The organism is Pseudomonas sp. LBUM1643 (genome assembly GCF_059716215.1).
The window spans coordinates 1,741,219-1,755,986 of record NZ_CP166813.1 but is presented as its reverse complement, the minus strand read 5'-3'; the positions used below and the strand labels follow the sequence as shown (position 1 = coordinate 1,755,986).

Sequence of the window (14,768 nt, the reverse complement as noted above, 5' to 3'; positions counted from 1 at the left end):
TGTCCCGGACTGTTATTTGTCCGGACTGTCGATGGTCAGTTTTTGCGGCGCGGTGCTGCTGCTGGCCAGAGGCTGGCTGCGACCGACCCATTCACCGGCAGTCGGTTGGCCGGCGCGGGAAATGCGCGCAACCAGTTGGACTTCAGGGAAGTTCGACAGTTTCAACTGCGGCATCATTGCGTCTGCATCACCCAACTCGACAGTCACCGGCAAGTCGGCAACGGTCAGACGCTTGGCAGCCAAGGGTGCCGGCGGACCCGAAGTAGCGCGGGCGAAAATGAACACGCTGTCCCCCGGTTGGACCTTCGCCTTGAGCGCCGGCGCGAGGTCAACGGTGACTTTCAGCAGCGCTGGCGCTTTGGCCACAGGTGCCTGGGCGACTTTGCCGCCACTGGCTTCAAGTTTCTCGGTAGCCCGGGCGATTCCGCCTTCCAGCGCACTGCGGGAATTGTCCTGCGCAGGCAACTGCGCGAGCAGGCGGTTCCAGTAGTCGATGGCGTCCTGATATCGCTCGCTTTCGAAGGCAGCAATACCCAGCAGACCGAGGCTGGTGACTTCCTTGGGATCGGCTTTCAACGCTTCGTCGGTCAGCGCCTGAACCTTGTCAGACCACTTTTTACCGTCGGCGAAATACTGGGCCTGAGCCCATTGGCCAAGCAACTCGGGCTGCCGGCCGGCCAGGTTCACGGTGCGCTCGAACATCTTCGCAGCGTCGCCGGGACGATCCTGAGCCATGTAGGTACGGCCCAGGAAGTACATGCCTTCTGCCGAATCCGGTTGAGCCGCGACGGCCCGCTCCAGACGAAGGGTCATTTCTTCCATCGATTTTGGCGCTTGCGAGAACTCGCGGGTCAGCTCGACTTTGTCGCTGGCACCAAAATGCAGGTACAAACCCAAGCCCAGCACCGGCACCAGAATCGCCGCCAGCAATGGCAATGGTTTGCCCAGCCGCGATACGCGTGGTGCGGCAACGCCCTCGGTGTCGGCCAGCAATTCACGGGCCGCTTCGGCACGACCGGTGTCCATCTGCGCGGCGTTGAGCACGCCTTCTTCCTGCTGAGTCTGCAACTCAGCCACGCGCTCTTGATACAACGCGACGTTCAGGGCCGTACGATCCTCTTTCAGCTGGGCACGACGGCCACGCAACACAGGGATCAACAGAAAACTCAGGGCAACCAGAAGCAGCAGACCTGCAGCAAGCCAGAAATCAATCATTCTTGGTTTTTATCCAACAGGTGGTCGAGGCGCTCGCGCTCCTCGGCAGATAGCGAGTCCGGGGCATCAGTGCGCTGGACGCGGCGACGACGGACAATCACGAAGATGATCACAAAACCGCCCAGCAGCAAGCCGGCAGGACCGAACCAGAGCAGCGCGGTCTTGGCATTCAAGGCGGGTTTGTAGCGGACGAAATCACCATAGCGATCGACCATGAAGTCGATGATCTGCTGATTGTCCTTGCCCTCGCCAAGCATGCGGAAAATCTCTTTGCGCAGGTCGGCGGCGATCGGTGCGTTTGAATCAGCGATGTCCTGATTCTGGCACTTGGGGCAACGCAGTTCCTTGGTCAGCTCACGAAAGCGTTCACGATCGCCTTCTTTGGCGAACTCGTAGGTGTCGATGGCGGCGTGAGCCACGCCCGCCATGCACAACCCTAGAACGGCAGCGGCAATCCAGCGCTTCATGGCTTGGCCTCATCGACCAGCGCCTGATACTTGGCGGCCAGTTTTTCGCGCCAGACCTGCTCATCGATCACACCGACGAACTTGTCGCGGATGATGCCCTTGGCGTCGATGAAGAAGGTTTCCGGGGCACCGTACACACCGAGGTTCAGGCCCAACGTGCCTTCATCGTCACGGATGTCCAGCTGATACGGATTGTGGAACTCTGCCAGCCACTTCAAGGCGTCAGCGTTGACGTCCTTGTAATTGATGCCGTAGATCACCACGCCCTGCTCGGCGAGCTTGTTCAGCACCGGATGCTCGACCCGGCAGGAGATGCACCAGGTGCCCCACACGTTGACCAACGCCGGTTTGCCCAGAATGTCAGCCTTGGTCAGGGTTTTATCTCCCTGCACCGCTGGTAGGGAAAACTCCGGAAACGGCTTGTTGATCATCGCCGAAGGTAACTCGGCCGGATCCAGGTACAGGCCTCGGTAAAGGAAAACAGCCACCACCAGAAAAATCGCCAGTGGCAACAGCATCAACCAACGTCTCATGCCGTGGCTCCTGTCATGCCCAGTGCTTCACGCACGCGGCTTTTCACCTTGACCCGGTAACGGCGATCCATTGCCGCCAGCAATCCACCAAAACCAGTCAGCAGTCCGCCGAACCAGATCCAGCGCACGAACGGTTTGACGTGAACCCGCACAGCCCAGGCACCATCGCCCAGCGGTTCGCCAAGGGCGACGTAGAGGTCACGGGTGAACCCGGCGTCGATCCCTGCTTCGGTCATCACCGAATTCTGGACGGTGTAGAGGCGTTTTTCCGGGTGCAGCACGCTGATTTCCGTGCCGTTGCGGATAACCCGCACCGTGCCTTTGTCGGAGGTGAAGTTCGGACCTTCGAAGTGCTTGGCGCCTTCGAACACGAACTGATACCCGGCCAGGTCCATGGACTCGCCCGGTGCCAGGCGCAGGTCGCGCTCGGCGCTGTTCTGGCTCGACAGCACGACACCCAGGGCGCACACGGCGATACCCAGGTGCGCAATCTGCATGCCCCAATAGCTGCGGGTCAGTGTCGGCAAGCCCTTGATCAGGCCTTTGTGACGTGTTTTGTCGAAGATGTCCCGTACGCCAGCCAGCAACACCCAGGCCGCGAGCATGAACGTCGCGATCACCGCCCAGTTGAAATCGCCATAAGCGATACCGGCCACCACGGCCAACGCGGCGCTACCGAGCAACACCGGGGTCAGCATGCCTACCAGCCATTTGACCGGGGTGTCCTTCCAGCGCACCAGCATGCCGACGGCCATCACTACCATCAGCAACGCCATCAACGGGATGAACAGCGCATTGAAGTACGGCGGACCCACCGACAACTTGGCACCGGTCATCGCGTCGAGAATCAACGGGTACAGGGTACCGAGCAGGATCATCGAAGCCGCGACCACCAGCACCAGGTTGTTGCCCAACAGCAACGTTTCCCGGGACCACAGGTTGAAGCCGACCTGGCTCTTCACCACCGGCGCACGCAGGGCGAACAGCGTCAGCGAGCCACCCACCACAAACAACAGGAAGATCAGGATGAACACGCCACGCTCAGGGTCGGACGCGAAGGCATGCACCGACGTCAACACGCCTGAACGCACGAGGAACGTACCTAGCAGACTCAGCGAGAAGGCCGCGATGGCCAGCAACACCGTCCAGCTTTTGAACACACCACGTTTTTCCGTGACCGCCAACGAGTGAATCAGCGCGGTGCCCACCAGCCAAGGCATGAAGGAGGCGTTTTCTACCGGGTCCCAGAACCACCAGCCGCCCCAGCCGAGTTCGTAGTAGGCCCACCAGGAACCCAGCGTGATGCCGATGCCGAGGAAGGCCCAGGCGACGATTGTCCACGGACGGGACCAGCGCGCCCAGGCCGCATCGAGACGGCCACCCAGCAACGCGGCAATGGCAAATGCAAAGGCCACGGAAAATCCGACGTAGCCCATGTAGAGCATCGGCGGGTGGACGATCAGGCCGATATCTTGCAGCAAGGGGTTAAGGTCGCGACCGTCTGTTGGAATCTGCGGCAGGATACGGGCGAACGGGTTGGAGGTGAGGATCAGGAAAAGCAGGAAACCGGTGCTGATCATGCCCATCACTGCCAACACCCGGGCCAGCATCACTTGCGGCAATTGCCGCGAAAACACCGACACCGCGAAGGTCCAGCCGCCGAGGATCAACGCCCAGAGCAGCAACGAACCTTCGTGCGCGCCCCAGACAGCACTGAACTTGTAGTACCACGGCAAAGCGCTGTTGGAGTTGCTGGCGACGTAATCCACAGAGAAGTCGTCAGTCATGAATGCGTAGGTCAGACAACCGAACGCAAACGCCAGAAATGTGAACTGGCCCCAGGCGGCCGGCTGGGCCAGGCTCATCCACAGACGGTCACCGCGCCAGGCGCCGAGCAACGGGACGATGGACTGAACCAGCGCGAAACACAGCGCCAGGATCATCGCCAATTGACCCAGTTCAGGGATAAAGATCGCAGAAGTCATCTATTAACCCTCTTTCGCAGGAGTAGGTGCCGACATGCCACTGTCTTTCAGGGCTTTGGTAACTTCCGGCGGCATGTACTTCTCGTCGTGCTTGGCCAGCACTTCATCAGCCACCACTACGCCATCCGCGTTGAGCTTGCCCAGGGCCACGATGCCCTGCCCTTCGCGGAACAGATCAGGAAGGATGCCGCGGTAGCTGATGGTCACGGTTTTGTTGAAGTCGGTGACGTTGAATTTAACGTCCAGCGAATCGCCGGACCGTTGCAGCGAACCTTTCTCGACCATGCCGCCCGCGCGAATGCGCGTGTCCAGCGGGGCTTCACCGCTGGCGATCTGGGTAGGGGTGTAAAACAGGTTGATGTTCTGCTGCAGGGCGCTCAGGGCCAGGCCGACGGCAGCGCCGACACCGACCAGAATCGCGAGAATGATGATAAGACGCTTTTTGCGCAGCGGATTCACTTGCCGTTCTCCCGGCGCAGACGACGCGCCTCTTGTTGCAGATACCGCTTGCGGGCCAGGATCGGCGCCGCCACGTTAAGGGCCAGTACCGCCAGGCAGATGCCGTAGGCCGACCAGACATACAGGCCATGATGGCCCATGGCGATGAAGTCGCCGAATGAAGCAAAACTCATCGAACGGCCTCCAGGCTGTTCTGCACTTCGGCCTTTACCCAGCTGGCGCGGGATTCGCGCTTGAGCACTTCAAGGCGCATGCGCAGCAATAGCACCGCGCCAAAGAAACAGTAGAAACCCAGCACCGTCAGCAGCAGCGGCAGCCACATTTCAGCAGGCATTGCCGGTTTTTCGGTGAGCGTAAAGGTCGCGCCCTGGTGCAGGGTGTTCCACCACTCCACCGAGTACTTGATGATCGGAATGTTGATCACGCCGACAATCGCCAACACCGCACACGCCTTGGCGGCACTGTCACGATTGCTGATGGCATTGCCCAGCGCAATGAGACCGAAGTACAGAAACAGCAGAATAAGCATCGACGTAAGTCGTGCATCCCAGACCCACCACGAACCCCAGGTCGGTTTACCCCAGATCGCGCCGGTAACCAGCGCCACGGCCGTCATCCAGGCACCGATGGGGGCGGCGCATTGCAGGGCAACGTCGGCCAGTTTCATCTTCCAGACCAGCCCGACGATACCGCACACAGCCAACATCACGTAGACGGACTGGGCCAGCATGGCGGCCGGAACATGGATGTAGATGATGCGAAAGCTGTTGCCTTGCTGGTAGTCAGGCGGCGCGAAGGCGAGGCCCCACACGACGCCGACGCCGATCAGCAGCAATGCCGCGACACTCAGCCACGGCAGCATTTTGCCACTGATGCCGTAGAACCATTTGGGTGAGCCGAGCTTATGAAACCAGGTCCAGTTCATTACTGTTTCCATCACGGTTGCTGCTCGCCATCACGAGCAGCCAAGGGTCTTTACTGATCAATTTCTGACCAGACCTCATTATTCGCCGACGCTGATCTTCAGGCCAGCAGCTATTGCAAAGGGTGTCAGTGTTATCGCCAGGGCGGTCAGGCTACCAAGCCACAAGAGATAACCGGTCGCCGGCATACCCTGCAATGCCGCCTGCAATGCGCCACTGCCAAGAATCAATACCGGGATATACAGCGGAAGAATCAGCAGCGCCAGCAACAGGCCGCCCCGCTTGAGTCCCACGGTCAACGCTGCGCCCACCGCACCGAGCAGGCTCAGTACCGGTGTACCCAGCAATAAAGAAAGCAGCAATACGGGCAGACAGGCGGCAGGCAAACCGAGCATCAACGCCAGCAATGGCGCGAGCAATACCAGTGCCAGGCCAGAGAACGCCCAGTGTGCCAGCACCTTGGCCAAAACCAGAAGAGGCAGGGGGTGCGACGAAAGGACCCACTGTTCAAGCGAACCGTCTTCGAAATCACTGCGGAAAAGCCCGTCCAGCGAGAGCAAAACCGATAAAAGGGCGGCTACCCAGACCAGCCCCGGAGACAAGGTTTGCAACAATTGAGACTCGGGTCCGACCGCCAAAGGGAACAGCGCAACGACGATTGCAAAGAAAACCAACGGATTGGCCAACTCCGCAGGACGGCGAAACAGCAAACGGGCTTCGCGGGCCACCAACAGGCCGAAAACACTCATACGGCCCAGTTCCCCAGATCAATGTCGCGATAACCGGCCGGCATTCGGCTCAGTGTGTGGTGAGTCGTCAATACCACCATCCCGCCGCGCTCACAGTGGGCAGCCAGGTGTTCTTCGAGTTGGGCCACGCCCTGTTTATCAAGCGCGGTGAAAGGCTCGTCCAGAATCCACAGCGGCGGGCTGTCCAGGTACAACCGGGCCAGCGCCACTCGGCGTTGCTGGCCAGCGGAAAGCGAATGGCACGGAACGTCCTCGAAACCGCGCAGCCCGACCGCGTCCAGTGCTTGCCAGATGGCGTCATGGGCAGCCGGCTGATGCAGCGCGCAGAGCCAGCTCAGGTTCTCTTCCGGCGTCAGCAGGTCCTTGATTCCGGCGGCATGGCCGATCCACAAAAGGTTGCGCGCCAGTTCGTTGCGTTGCTCATTGAGCGGCTGGCCGTTAAGCAGCACTTGACCGGCAGTCGGTTGCATCAAGCCCGAGAGCAGCCGCAGAAGACTGGTCTTGCCACTGCCGTTGGGGCCACTTATCTGCAACATTTCGCCACTAGCCAGTCTCAATTCGAGATTTTCGAAGAGCAGCCGAAGGTCTCGCTCACAGGCAAGGGCAACGGTTTGCAGGACAGGACTGGTCAAGAGATTACGGGCCTTTACGGTTCAAGTCGGCGGTATTGCGGCCGCTAAAGAGAATGCAGGATAGATGCATTGGCGGCCCGTCATAGAGAGCTGCGTCAAACATTTGCAATGTTTTCAGCGCCCCGAAGACGACGGGGCGGCATTATACATGCCATCTCCTACTCTAAAGAGTGCAATTTCCTCAGGTTGTGACCGCGTATGACAGGCGAAATGAACATCCTCCCGCTCCCGCAGAACTCACCGGCGACTTCGCGTCCCCAAGGGTCCAGCGGTGAACTGCTGAAGCTGTTGACCCCCATGGAGGGTTTGATCTCGGCCGGTCAATCCGCCAATGCCGAGGTGCTGTCGCTCAAGCAGGCGGATCAGGCGTTTCAACTGCTGCTGAAGATCACCCTGGCCAACGGTCGCCAGACCACCCTGCAAGCCACCAGCGCACAGCCGTTGCCCCAGGGGAGCAACCTGGCGATTACCCAGCCCTCGGCCGGCAATCTGGCCATTACGCTGCAACAGGCCATTGCCTCAAGCGCTGCCAGCCTCACGCGCCTCGATACGGCGCAACTGCCGGCGGGCACCTTGTTGCAAGGTAAAGTCCTGACCTCTCAGGTGATGCCGCAGGTCCCTGGCCAGCCAACAGTGTTCCGTTCGATGGTGAGCCTGCTCAACACCGCGCTGAGTGGCAGCACCCTGAGCATCGATAGCCCGACACCCTTGCGCATCGGGACGTTACTGAGCGCTTTGGTGCAGGACAGCCAGACCCTGAAATTCGTCCCCCTGAGCAATCGCTCGGAGCAGTTGGCGGTCACGCAACAACTGGCCAGCCAAACGAGCCGGCAAGGCTCGCTCGATGGCCTGCTCAAACTGCTGCAGAACCTGCCGGACTCGGGGCAAACCTCCAGTGACCTGCGAGCGGCCGTGGACAAATTACTGGCCGGTCTCCCGGACATTCATCAATTGAGTAGCGCAAAAGGTCTGGCCCTGGCATTGGCCAACAGCGGCGTGTTCCTCGAGTCGAAACTGCTGACCGGGCAAAACCCGACACTCGCGCCCGACATGAAAGGCGATCTGCTCAGGCTTATTGCCCAACTCACTCCGGGCCTGGCGTCCAACACCAACCTCAACGCGATTATCGCCGCGAATACCCTTGCCCAGGCGATGCCGAGCTTTGTGCGTAACGCCCTCGGCATGCTCGGCCAGGTCAGTGCCAAGCCGTCGCCCACCAGTTTCCCTGTGCCCGAACGCCTTCTGAAAAGCGGCGATGGCGAGGACGATCTCGAACACCTGCTGCGTCTGGCGGCGGCTGCGGTCTCGCGTTTGCAAAGCCATCAATTGTCGAGTCTGGAGCAGACCGGTGTCACCGCCGATGGACGGCTGATGAGTACCTGGCAGCTGGAGATTCCGATGCGCAACCTGCAGGACATCGTGCCGCTGCAAGTCAAATTCCAGCGCGAAGACGCACCAGAGAAAGAGCAACCGAAAGAACGTCCCGAGGAGCGCCAGCCCAAGCAACAACTCTGGCGTGTCGAGCTGGCGTTCGATATGGAGCCACTCGGGCCATTACAGGTCCAGGCACAGCTGATCAGTGGCAGTCTGTCCAGCCAGCTTTGGGCCGAGCGGCCTTACACCGCCAGCCTGATCGAAAGCAATCTGGTCGCACTGCGTAAGCGCCTGCTTGATTCGGGGCTTAACGTCGGCGACATCGATTGCCACCTCGGCACACCACCCCAAGGCCCCCAAACCCGTCTCGAGCAGCGCTGGGTCGACGAAAACGCATGAAAACCTCAAACGCCCCGCGCCAGGCCATTGCGCTCAAATACGACGGCACCCACGCCCCTACCCTCACGGCGAAAGGTGACGATGCGCTGGCCGAGGCCATTTTGAAGCTTGCCCGTGATTATGAGGTGCCCATCTATGAGAACGCCGAGCTGGTGAAGCTGCTGGCGCGGATGGAGTTGGGGGAAAGTATTCCGGAGGAGTTGTACCGCACGATTGCCGAGATCATTGCGTTCGCGTGGACGCTGAAGGGTAAGTTTCCGGCGGGACACGATCCGGATGCGCCTGCGGTAGAGAAAGACATCACCGATCGCGGGGATGATTATTGATTGGGTGTTGCAAAAAAGATCGCAGCCTCGTTTCACTCGACAGCTCCTACATTGAAGATGGCGTACGCCTTGTAGGGGCTGTCGAGTGAAACGAGGCTGCGATCTTTTGATCTTTCAGTTCTTGTGCAACTTGCTCATCAACTCCGCCTCAGCCTGGGTCAAGCCGCACGACTGAGTCAGTTCATCGACGCTGGCCCCCATTCCCACCAGGCGAGCCGCCTGGGCGAATGAGAGGCTCGAGGGGTCGCGCTGTTCGAGTTGAGCCAGCTTGTCCGGCAAGGGCCCGACCACCGCGCGCAATTCCTGCAGTTCCTGCCCCATGCGCACGTTACCGTCCTGGTAATTCTCAACACGCCGGGTCAGGTCCTTGATGCGCTGATCGCGTAGCGCATCGCCCTGGACCTGTTGCGCGGCGACCAGCTTTTGCGCGCGAATGTAGGCCAGGAACATTGCCAGCGTGCCTGCCCATAAAAGGAACAGGACAATGACCGCTACCTCAAGAATCAATCAGATGTTCTCCAGGTCCGACCATTCTTCTTCGCTCATCATCTTGTCGAGCTCGACCAGGATCAGCAGTTCGTTGTTCTTGTTGCACACGCCTTGAATGAATTTGGCGGACTCTTCATTACCGACGTTCGGCGCGGTTTCGATTTCCGACTGACGCAGGTACACCACTTCGGCCACGCTATCGACCATGATCCCGACAACTTGCTTGTCGGCTTCAATAATAACGATACGGGTATTGTCGCTGATCTCGGCGTTCATCAGGCCGAAGCGCTGACGGGTGTCGATCACGGTGACCACGTTACCGCGCAGGTTGATGATGCCGAGCACGTAGCTTGGGGCACCCGGGACCGGGGCGATTTCGGTGTAGCGCAGGACTTCCTGAACGCGCATCACGTTGATGCCGTAGGTTTCATTGTCCAGCTTGAAGGTTACCCATTGCAGGATCGGATCCTCGGAACCCTTTGCAGCTGTTGCCTTGTCATTCATACCCTGACCCCTCGAAAAACCGCCCTGGCGGTGTGTGTTCCGTGCAGCGGCCCTTGATGGACCGTCACCTGTTTGTTATGTCGGCTTGTGAGCGGGCTTTTTGCCGCCCATGTGCTTTGCTCCACCGCTGGCGATCAGTTCGGCCAGTTCGGAGACATCGAGCAACGCACACATGTGTTCAATCACTGTTCCGGCCAGCCAAGGGCGCTGGCCCCGGTTACTGCGCCATTTGATTTCATTCGGGTCCAGGCGCAAGGAGCGGCTGACCTGATGCACGGCCAACCCCCATTCGTACCCCTGAACCGAGATCACGTACTGCAAGCCCTGGCGGAAATCGTCGCGATAGCGGTCGGGCATCACCCAACGTGCGGTGTCGAGAACTTTCAGGTTGCCGGCCTGGCTTGGCAATATGCCGAGGAACCACTCTGGCTGACCGAACAGCGGTGTCAGCTCGTGACCTTCCAGCGAGTAAATCGAACCCAGGCACACCAGCGGCACGGCCAGTGTTAGCCCGGCCACATCGAACAACAGGCATTCGAATGGCTCGGCAGCCCAGGATGGGCGACCGCCGGATGCCACAGGCGGTGGCGTAGTGCCGGGTGGCAGGTGGACATCTACAACCGGTGGCACAAGGGTTTGCAGCAGCGGAGCTATGGTCGATACCGGTGCCACAACCGGGGCCGGTGCGTCGATGACCACTACGGCCGCTTGCACCGCAGGGGCGAGAACTGCAGGCGATGGGTACGCATCCCGGGCCTGCTCTTCGAGCACCGCGGCCTGGAACTTGTCCAGCGCAGCTTCTACCTCGACAGCTTCGACAACCTCGATGACGTCGGCGAGCGCTTCGACCTCCGGAGGCAACTCTTCGGTCGCATCCTGCAGCAAGCTGTCCAGATAGGACTGCAATGCCATCTGCGGGCGCGAAGTGAGCTTGACCGGCCGATTCACTGACACACCCCCCCTGTAGGAGCTGCCGCAGGCTGCGATCTTTTGATCCTGATCTTTTCGAAGCCACCGCAGATCAAAAGATCGCAGCCTGCGGAAGCTCCTACAGGGATTGCATTCATTCAGGCCACCGCCGGTACAAGTTGCTGCGCCAGCAAGTGTTTGAGCAACGAGCGGTATGCAAGAACACCGCGGCTCTTGCCGTCGAATTGTGAAGGCGTCAGACCGGCACGGCTCGCGTCGCGCAAACGTGTATCGACCGGGATATAGCCTTGCCAGATTTCTTCCGGGTACATGTCGCGCAGCACTCGCAGGGTGCCAAGGGACGCCTGGGTGCGACGGTCGAACAAGGTCGGCACGATACTGAAAGGCAGCGGTTGTTTACGTGAACGGTTGATCATCGCCAGGGTGTTGACCATGCGTTCAAGGCCTTTGACGGCCAGATGCTCGGTCTGCACCGGAATCACCAATTGCTGGCTGGCAGCGAGGGCATTGACCATCAGCACACCCAGCAGCGGCGGGCTGTCGATCACGGCGTAATCAAAGTCCTGCCACAGCTGCGCCAGACTCTTGGCGATCACCAGGCCCAAACCACTCTGCCCCGGCGACTGGCGCTCAAGGGTTGCCAGTGCGGTGCTTGAGGGCAATAGCGAAATGCTCTCATGGCTGGTCGGTAACAGCAGTTGGCCGGGCAACCCGGTCGGAACACTGCCCTTGTGCAGGAACAGGTCGTAGCAGCTGTGTTCCAGGCTGTCGGGGTCATAGCCGAAATAGCTGGTCATAGAGCCGTGGGGATCGAGATCGACCACGACCACGCGCTTGCCCGCCTCGGCCAGCAACCCGGCTAAAGCAATGGAGGAAGTGGTTTTACCAACACCACCCTTTTGATTGGCGACTGCCCAGACTCTCATTCAGATTGTTCCTCCCGGCCGAAAATGCCGACCGAGAAATAGCTCAGCGTATTAATGCGGGTGACGGAGAATTGACGGCGCTCTCTCGTCCCGGCGGCTTGACCGGTGCAGGTGCAGTTTGTGTGCCAGCCCGCTTCAATGCGGCATCCGGTTGCGCATTCGCGGTTCCGGTGCTGGTGAGGCTGCGACGTACATCGAGATTTCGTGAAACCACCAGGACCACGCGGCGGTTGCGCGCACGCCCCTCAGCCGTAGCGTTGTTGGCCACCGGCTGGAATTCGCCGTAACCCACCGAGGCCAGGCGACCCGGGTTCACACCCTGCATCGCCAGCATGCGCACGATGCTCGCCGACCGAGCGGAAGACAGCTCCCAATTGGTTGGATATTGTGCGGTGCGGATCGGTTGATCGTCGGTAAAGCCTTCAACATGAATCGGGTTGTCGAACGGCTTCAGAATTACCCCGACCTTGTCGATGATGCTGAAGGCCACGTCGCTGGGCATGGCGTCGCCGCTGCCGAACAACAGGCTGGAATTGAGTTCGATCTCGATCCACAACTCGTTGCCGCGCACAGTCATCTGATTGGAACTGATCAGGTCGCCGAACGCTGCACTGATGTCGTCGGCAATGCTTTTGAGCGGATCGTTGGACGCCTGGGCGATACCGGCGTCGACCTGCTCGCTATCCTTGACCAGCGGCTTGGCCGGGGTCACGGTCCTGGGCCGTTCATCGCCGATAGGGATGGGTTTCAGGGACCGGTCGGCATCGTTGAAGACGCCGATCAACGCCTCGGAAATCACCTTGTACTTGCCTTCGTTAATTGAAGAGATCGAGTACATGACCACGAAGAACGCGAACAGCAACGTAATGAAGTCGGCGTAGGAAACGAGCCAGCGTTCATGGTTAACGTGTTCTTCAGGTTGTCGGCGACGAGCCATCGTCCATGTCTCCCATCAATCCATGAAGCCCTGAAGCTTCAACTCGATAGAGCGAGGGTTTTCACCTTCGGCGATCGACAGAATGCCTTCCAGCAACATTTCGCGATAACGCGACTGTCGTAAGGCGATGGCCTTGAGTTTCGCAGCGATCGGCAGCAACACCAGGTTGGCACTGGCCACGCCGTAGATGGTGGCGACGAAGGCGACGGCAATGCCGTTGCCCAATTGCGACGGATCGGCCAGGTTGCCCATGACGTGGATCAGGCCCATGACGGCGCCGATAATACCGATGGTCGGCGCGTAGCCGCCCATGCTTTCGAAGACCTTGGCGGCCTCTATATCACGGCTTTCCTGGGTGTAGAAATCCACTTCCAGGATGCTGCGAATGGCTTCCGGTTCGGCACCGTCCACCAGCAGTTGCAGGCCCTTGCGCGAATAGTTGTCAGGTTCGGCGTCGGCCACCCCTTCCAGTCCGAGCAAGCCTTCCTTGCGAGCGGTCAGGCTCCAGTTGACGACGCGATCAACGCCGCCGGCCAGGTCCACGCGAGGCGGAAAAAGAATCCAGACCAGAATCTGCATGGCACGCTTGAAGGCACTCATCGGCGACTGTAACAGCGCCGCACCGACGGTGCCGCCGATGACGATCAACGCCGCCGGGCCGTTAGCCAGCGCGCCGAGGTGGCCGCCTTCAAGGTAGTTGCCGCCAATAATGGCAACGAACGCCATGATGATCCCGATGAGGCTTAAAACGTCCATCAGATGCAGGCCTCGACCAGGTGCTTGCCAATCTCGTCCAGGCCATACACCGCGTCGGCGAGTTCAGCTTTGACGATGGCCATCGGCATGCCATAGATCACGCAACTGGCTTCATCCTGAGCCCAGATCGAGCTACCACCCTGTTTAAGCAAGCGTGCCCCTTCACGGCCATCGGCGCCCATGCCGGTCAGTACCACCGCCAGAACTTTGTCACCGTAGGACTTGGCCGCAGAACCGAAGGTGATGTCCACGCAGGGCTTGTAGTTCAGACGCTCGTCACCCGGGAGGATTTTCACCGCACCACGGCCATCGATCATCATCTGCTTGCCGCCGGGTGCCAACAACGCCAGTCCCGGACGCAGGATGTCGCCATCCTCTGCTTCCTTGACGGTGATGCGGCAAAGCTTGTCCAGACGCTCGGCGAACGCCTTGGTGAACGCGGCGGGCATGTGCTGAATCAACACGATGGGTGCCGGGAAGCTGGCCGGCAATTGGGTCAAGACGCGCTGCAAGGCCACCGGCCCGCCAGTGGACGTGCCGATGGCAACCAGTTTGTAGGCTTTGCGTTTGGGTGCCGGCGACGACGGCGCAGACGATGCAGGTGCGGGAGTACGAATTGGAATCGGTGCCGAACGTGCAGGCGCACTGCTGCCGTAACTACCAACGCTCGAAGGCGCAGGTGGCGCAACGGTAGCGACGACGGGGGCAGGCGCGCTGTAGGTGGCGGCACGGCGATTACTGCGCGAGATGGTATGGATCTTCTCGCACAGCAGCTGCTTGACCTTGTCCGGATTGCGCGAGATGTCCTCGAAGTTTTTCGGCAGGAAATCCACCGCGCCGGCGTCGAGTGCATCCAGGGTGACCCGGGCGCCTTCGTGCGTCAGCGAGGAGAACATCAACACCGGCGTCGGGCAGCGCTGCATGATGTGCCGCACTGCCGTGATGCCGTCCATCATTGGCATCTCGTAGTCCATGGTGATCACGTCTGGCTTGAGGGCCAGCGCCTGGTCGATCGCCTCTTTTCCGTTGGTCGCCGTACCGACGACCTGGATGTTCGGATCCGCTGAAAGAATTTCCGAGACGCGGCGGCGGAAAAAACCCGAATCATCCACCACCAGGACTTTGACTGCCATAAACACTCCGTTAGACGGAGCGAGGCTCAGT

Annotated in this window: 18 protein-coding genes; 2 read left to right on the top strand and 16 right to left on the bottom strand. The window is 60.1% G+C overall.

Annotated features, from left to right (window positions below):
• Positions 1 to 12 precede the first annotated feature (12 nt).
• From ccmI to ccmA, 9 genes are all read right to left on the bottom strand, one after another.
• Positions 13 to 1,215 (bottom strand): c-type cytochrome biogenesis protein CcmI, encoded by a 1,203-nt coding sequence (gene ccmI / locus ACA063_RS07890; RefSeq protein ID WP_497665403.1) that lies wholly within the window; start codon positions 1,213 to 1,215, stop codon positions 13 to 15.
• On the bottom strand, positions 1,212 to 1,682 hold the full coding sequence (locus ACA063_RS07885; protein ID WP_497665402.1) for a cytochrome c-type biogenesis protein: 471 nt from the start codon (positions 1,680 to 1,682) through the stop codon (positions 1,212 to 1,214). Before ACA063_RS07885 ends, ccmI begins: the two co-directional genes overlap by 4 nt.
• Positions 1,679 to 2,215 carry a DsbE family thiol:disulfide interchange protein gene (locus ACA063_RS07880; protein ID WP_162435944.1) on the bottom strand — a complete coding sequence of 179 codons (537 nt, stop codon included), beginning with the start codon at positions 2,213 to 2,215 and terminating at the stop codon, positions 1,679 to 1,681. The genes ACA063_RS07885 and ACA063_RS07880 overlap by 4 nt, the downstream gene beginning before the upstream one ends.
• Positions 2,212 to 4,200 carry a heme lyase CcmF/NrfE family subunit gene (locus ACA063_RS07875; RefSeq protein WP_497665401.1) on the bottom strand — a complete coding sequence of 663 codons (1,989 nt, stop codon included), beginning with the start codon at positions 4,198 to 4,200 and terminating at the stop codon, positions 2,212 to 2,214. The genes ACA063_RS07880 and ACA063_RS07875 overlap by 4 nt, the downstream gene beginning before the upstream one ends.
• Before the next feature lie 3 nt (positions 4,201 to 4,203).
• A complete protein-coding gene (ccmE, locus tag ACA063_RS07870; protein ID WP_497665400.1) occupies positions 4,204 to 4,659 on the bottom strand; it encodes a cytochrome c maturation protein CcmE in 456 nt (151 codons plus the stop codon).
• Complete coding sequence (ccmD, locus tag ACA063_RS07865; protein ID WP_007980758.1) at positions 4,656 to 4,832, bottom strand: heme exporter protein CcmD; 177 nt, start codon at positions 4,830 to 4,832, stop codon at positions 4,656 to 4,658. The genes ccmE and ccmD overlap by 4 nt, the downstream gene beginning before the upstream one ends.
• Positions 4,829 to 5,584, bottom strand: coding sequence for a heme ABC transporter permease (locus ACA063_RS07860; RefSeq protein WP_497665399.1), 756 nt, complete (start codon positions 5,582 to 5,584; stop codon positions 4,829 to 4,831). Before ACA063_RS07860 ends, ccmD begins: the two co-directional genes overlap by 4 nt.
• 78 nt (positions 5,585 to 5,662) lie before the next feature.
• Positions 5,663 to 6,331: a heme exporter protein CcmB gene (gene ccmB / locus ACA063_RS07855; protein ID WP_150582590.1), complete on the bottom strand. Its 669-nt coding sequence runs from the start codon at positions 6,329 to 6,331 to the stop codon at positions 5,663 to 5,665.
• Positions 6,328 to 6,963: a cytochrome c biogenesis heme-transporting ATPase CcmA gene (gene ccmA / locus ACA063_RS07850; protein ID WP_497665398.1), complete on the bottom strand. Its 636-nt coding sequence runs from the start codon at positions 6,961 to 6,963 to the stop codon at positions 6,328 to 6,330. Before ccmA ends, ccmB begins: the two co-directional genes overlap by 4 nt.
• Positions 6,964 to 7,161: 198 nt before the next feature.
• On the opposite strand from ccmA, the gene fliK reads away from it, so the two are divergent.
• Both fliK and ACA063_RS07840 read left to right on the top strand, forming a co-directional pair.
• Positions 7,162 to 8,736: a flagellar hook-length control protein FliK gene (fliK, locus tag ACA063_RS07845; RefSeq protein ID WP_497665397.1), complete on the top strand. Its 1,575-nt coding sequence runs from the start codon at positions 7,162 to 7,164 to the stop codon at positions 8,734 to 8,736.
• The gene (locus ACA063_RS07840) at positions 8,733 to 9,062 is read left to right on the top strand and encodes an EscU/YscU/HrcU family type III secretion system export apparatus switch protein (RefSeq protein WP_497665396.1); all 330 of its coding nucleotides are present in this window, start codon (positions 8,733 to 8,735) and stop codon (positions 9,060 to 9,062) included. The genes fliK and ACA063_RS07840 overlap by 4 nt, the downstream gene beginning before the upstream one ends.
• A 114-nt stretch (positions 9,063 to 9,176) precedes the next feature.
• Here ACA063_RS07840 and ACA063_RS07835 read toward each other — a convergent pair whose 3' ends face one another.
• The 7 genes from ACA063_RS07835 to ACA063_RS07805 form a co-directional block, all read right to left on the bottom strand.
• Positions 9,177 to 9,569 carry a DUF2802 domain-containing protein gene (locus ACA063_RS07835; RefSeq protein WP_497665395.1) on the bottom strand — a complete coding sequence of 131 codons (393 nt, stop codon included), beginning with the start codon at positions 9,567 to 9,569 and terminating at the stop codon, positions 9,177 to 9,179.
• Positions 9,570 to 10,055 carry a chemotaxis protein CheW gene (locus ACA063_RS07830; protein ID WP_007946765.1) on the bottom strand — a complete coding sequence of 162 codons (486 nt, stop codon included), beginning with the start codon at positions 10,053 to 10,055 and terminating at the stop codon, positions 9,570 to 9,572.
• Between the two features lie 75 nt (positions 10,056 to 10,130).
• Positions 10,131 to 11,003: a CheW domain-containing protein gene (locus tag ACA063_RS07825; protein ID WP_497666488.1), complete on the bottom strand. Its 873-nt coding sequence runs from the start codon at positions 11,001 to 11,003 to the stop codon at positions 10,131 to 10,133.
• Between the two features lie 119 nt (positions 11,004 to 11,122).
• Entirely contained in the window at positions 11,123 to 11,911 is a 789-nt protein-coding gene (locus tag ACA063_RS07820; RefSeq protein ID WP_497665394.1) for a ParA family protein, read from the bottom strand.
• 43 nt (positions 11,912 to 11,954) lie between these two features.
• Positions 11,955 to 12,848, bottom strand: a complete 894-nt coding sequence (gene motD, locus ACA063_RS07815; protein ID WP_497665393.1) for a flagellar motor protein MotD — start codon at positions 12,846 to 12,848, stop codon at positions 11,955 to 11,957.
• A gap of 15 nt (positions 12,849 to 12,863) precedes the next feature.
• Complete coding sequence (locus ACA063_RS07810; RefSeq protein WP_497665392.1) at positions 12,864 to 13,604, bottom strand: flagellar motor protein; 741 nt, start codon at positions 13,602 to 13,604, stop codon at positions 12,864 to 12,866.
• The gene (locus tag ACA063_RS07805) at positions 13,604 to 14,737 is read right to left on the bottom strand and encodes a protein-glutamate methylesterase/protein-glutamine glutaminase (RefSeq protein ID WP_497665391.1); all 1,134 of its coding nucleotides are present in this window, start codon (positions 14,735 to 14,737) and stop codon (positions 13,604 to 13,606) included. Before ACA063_RS07805 ends, ACA063_RS07810 begins: the two co-directional genes overlap by 1 nt.
• Between the last annotated feature and the right edge of the window lie 31 nt (positions 14,738 to 14,768).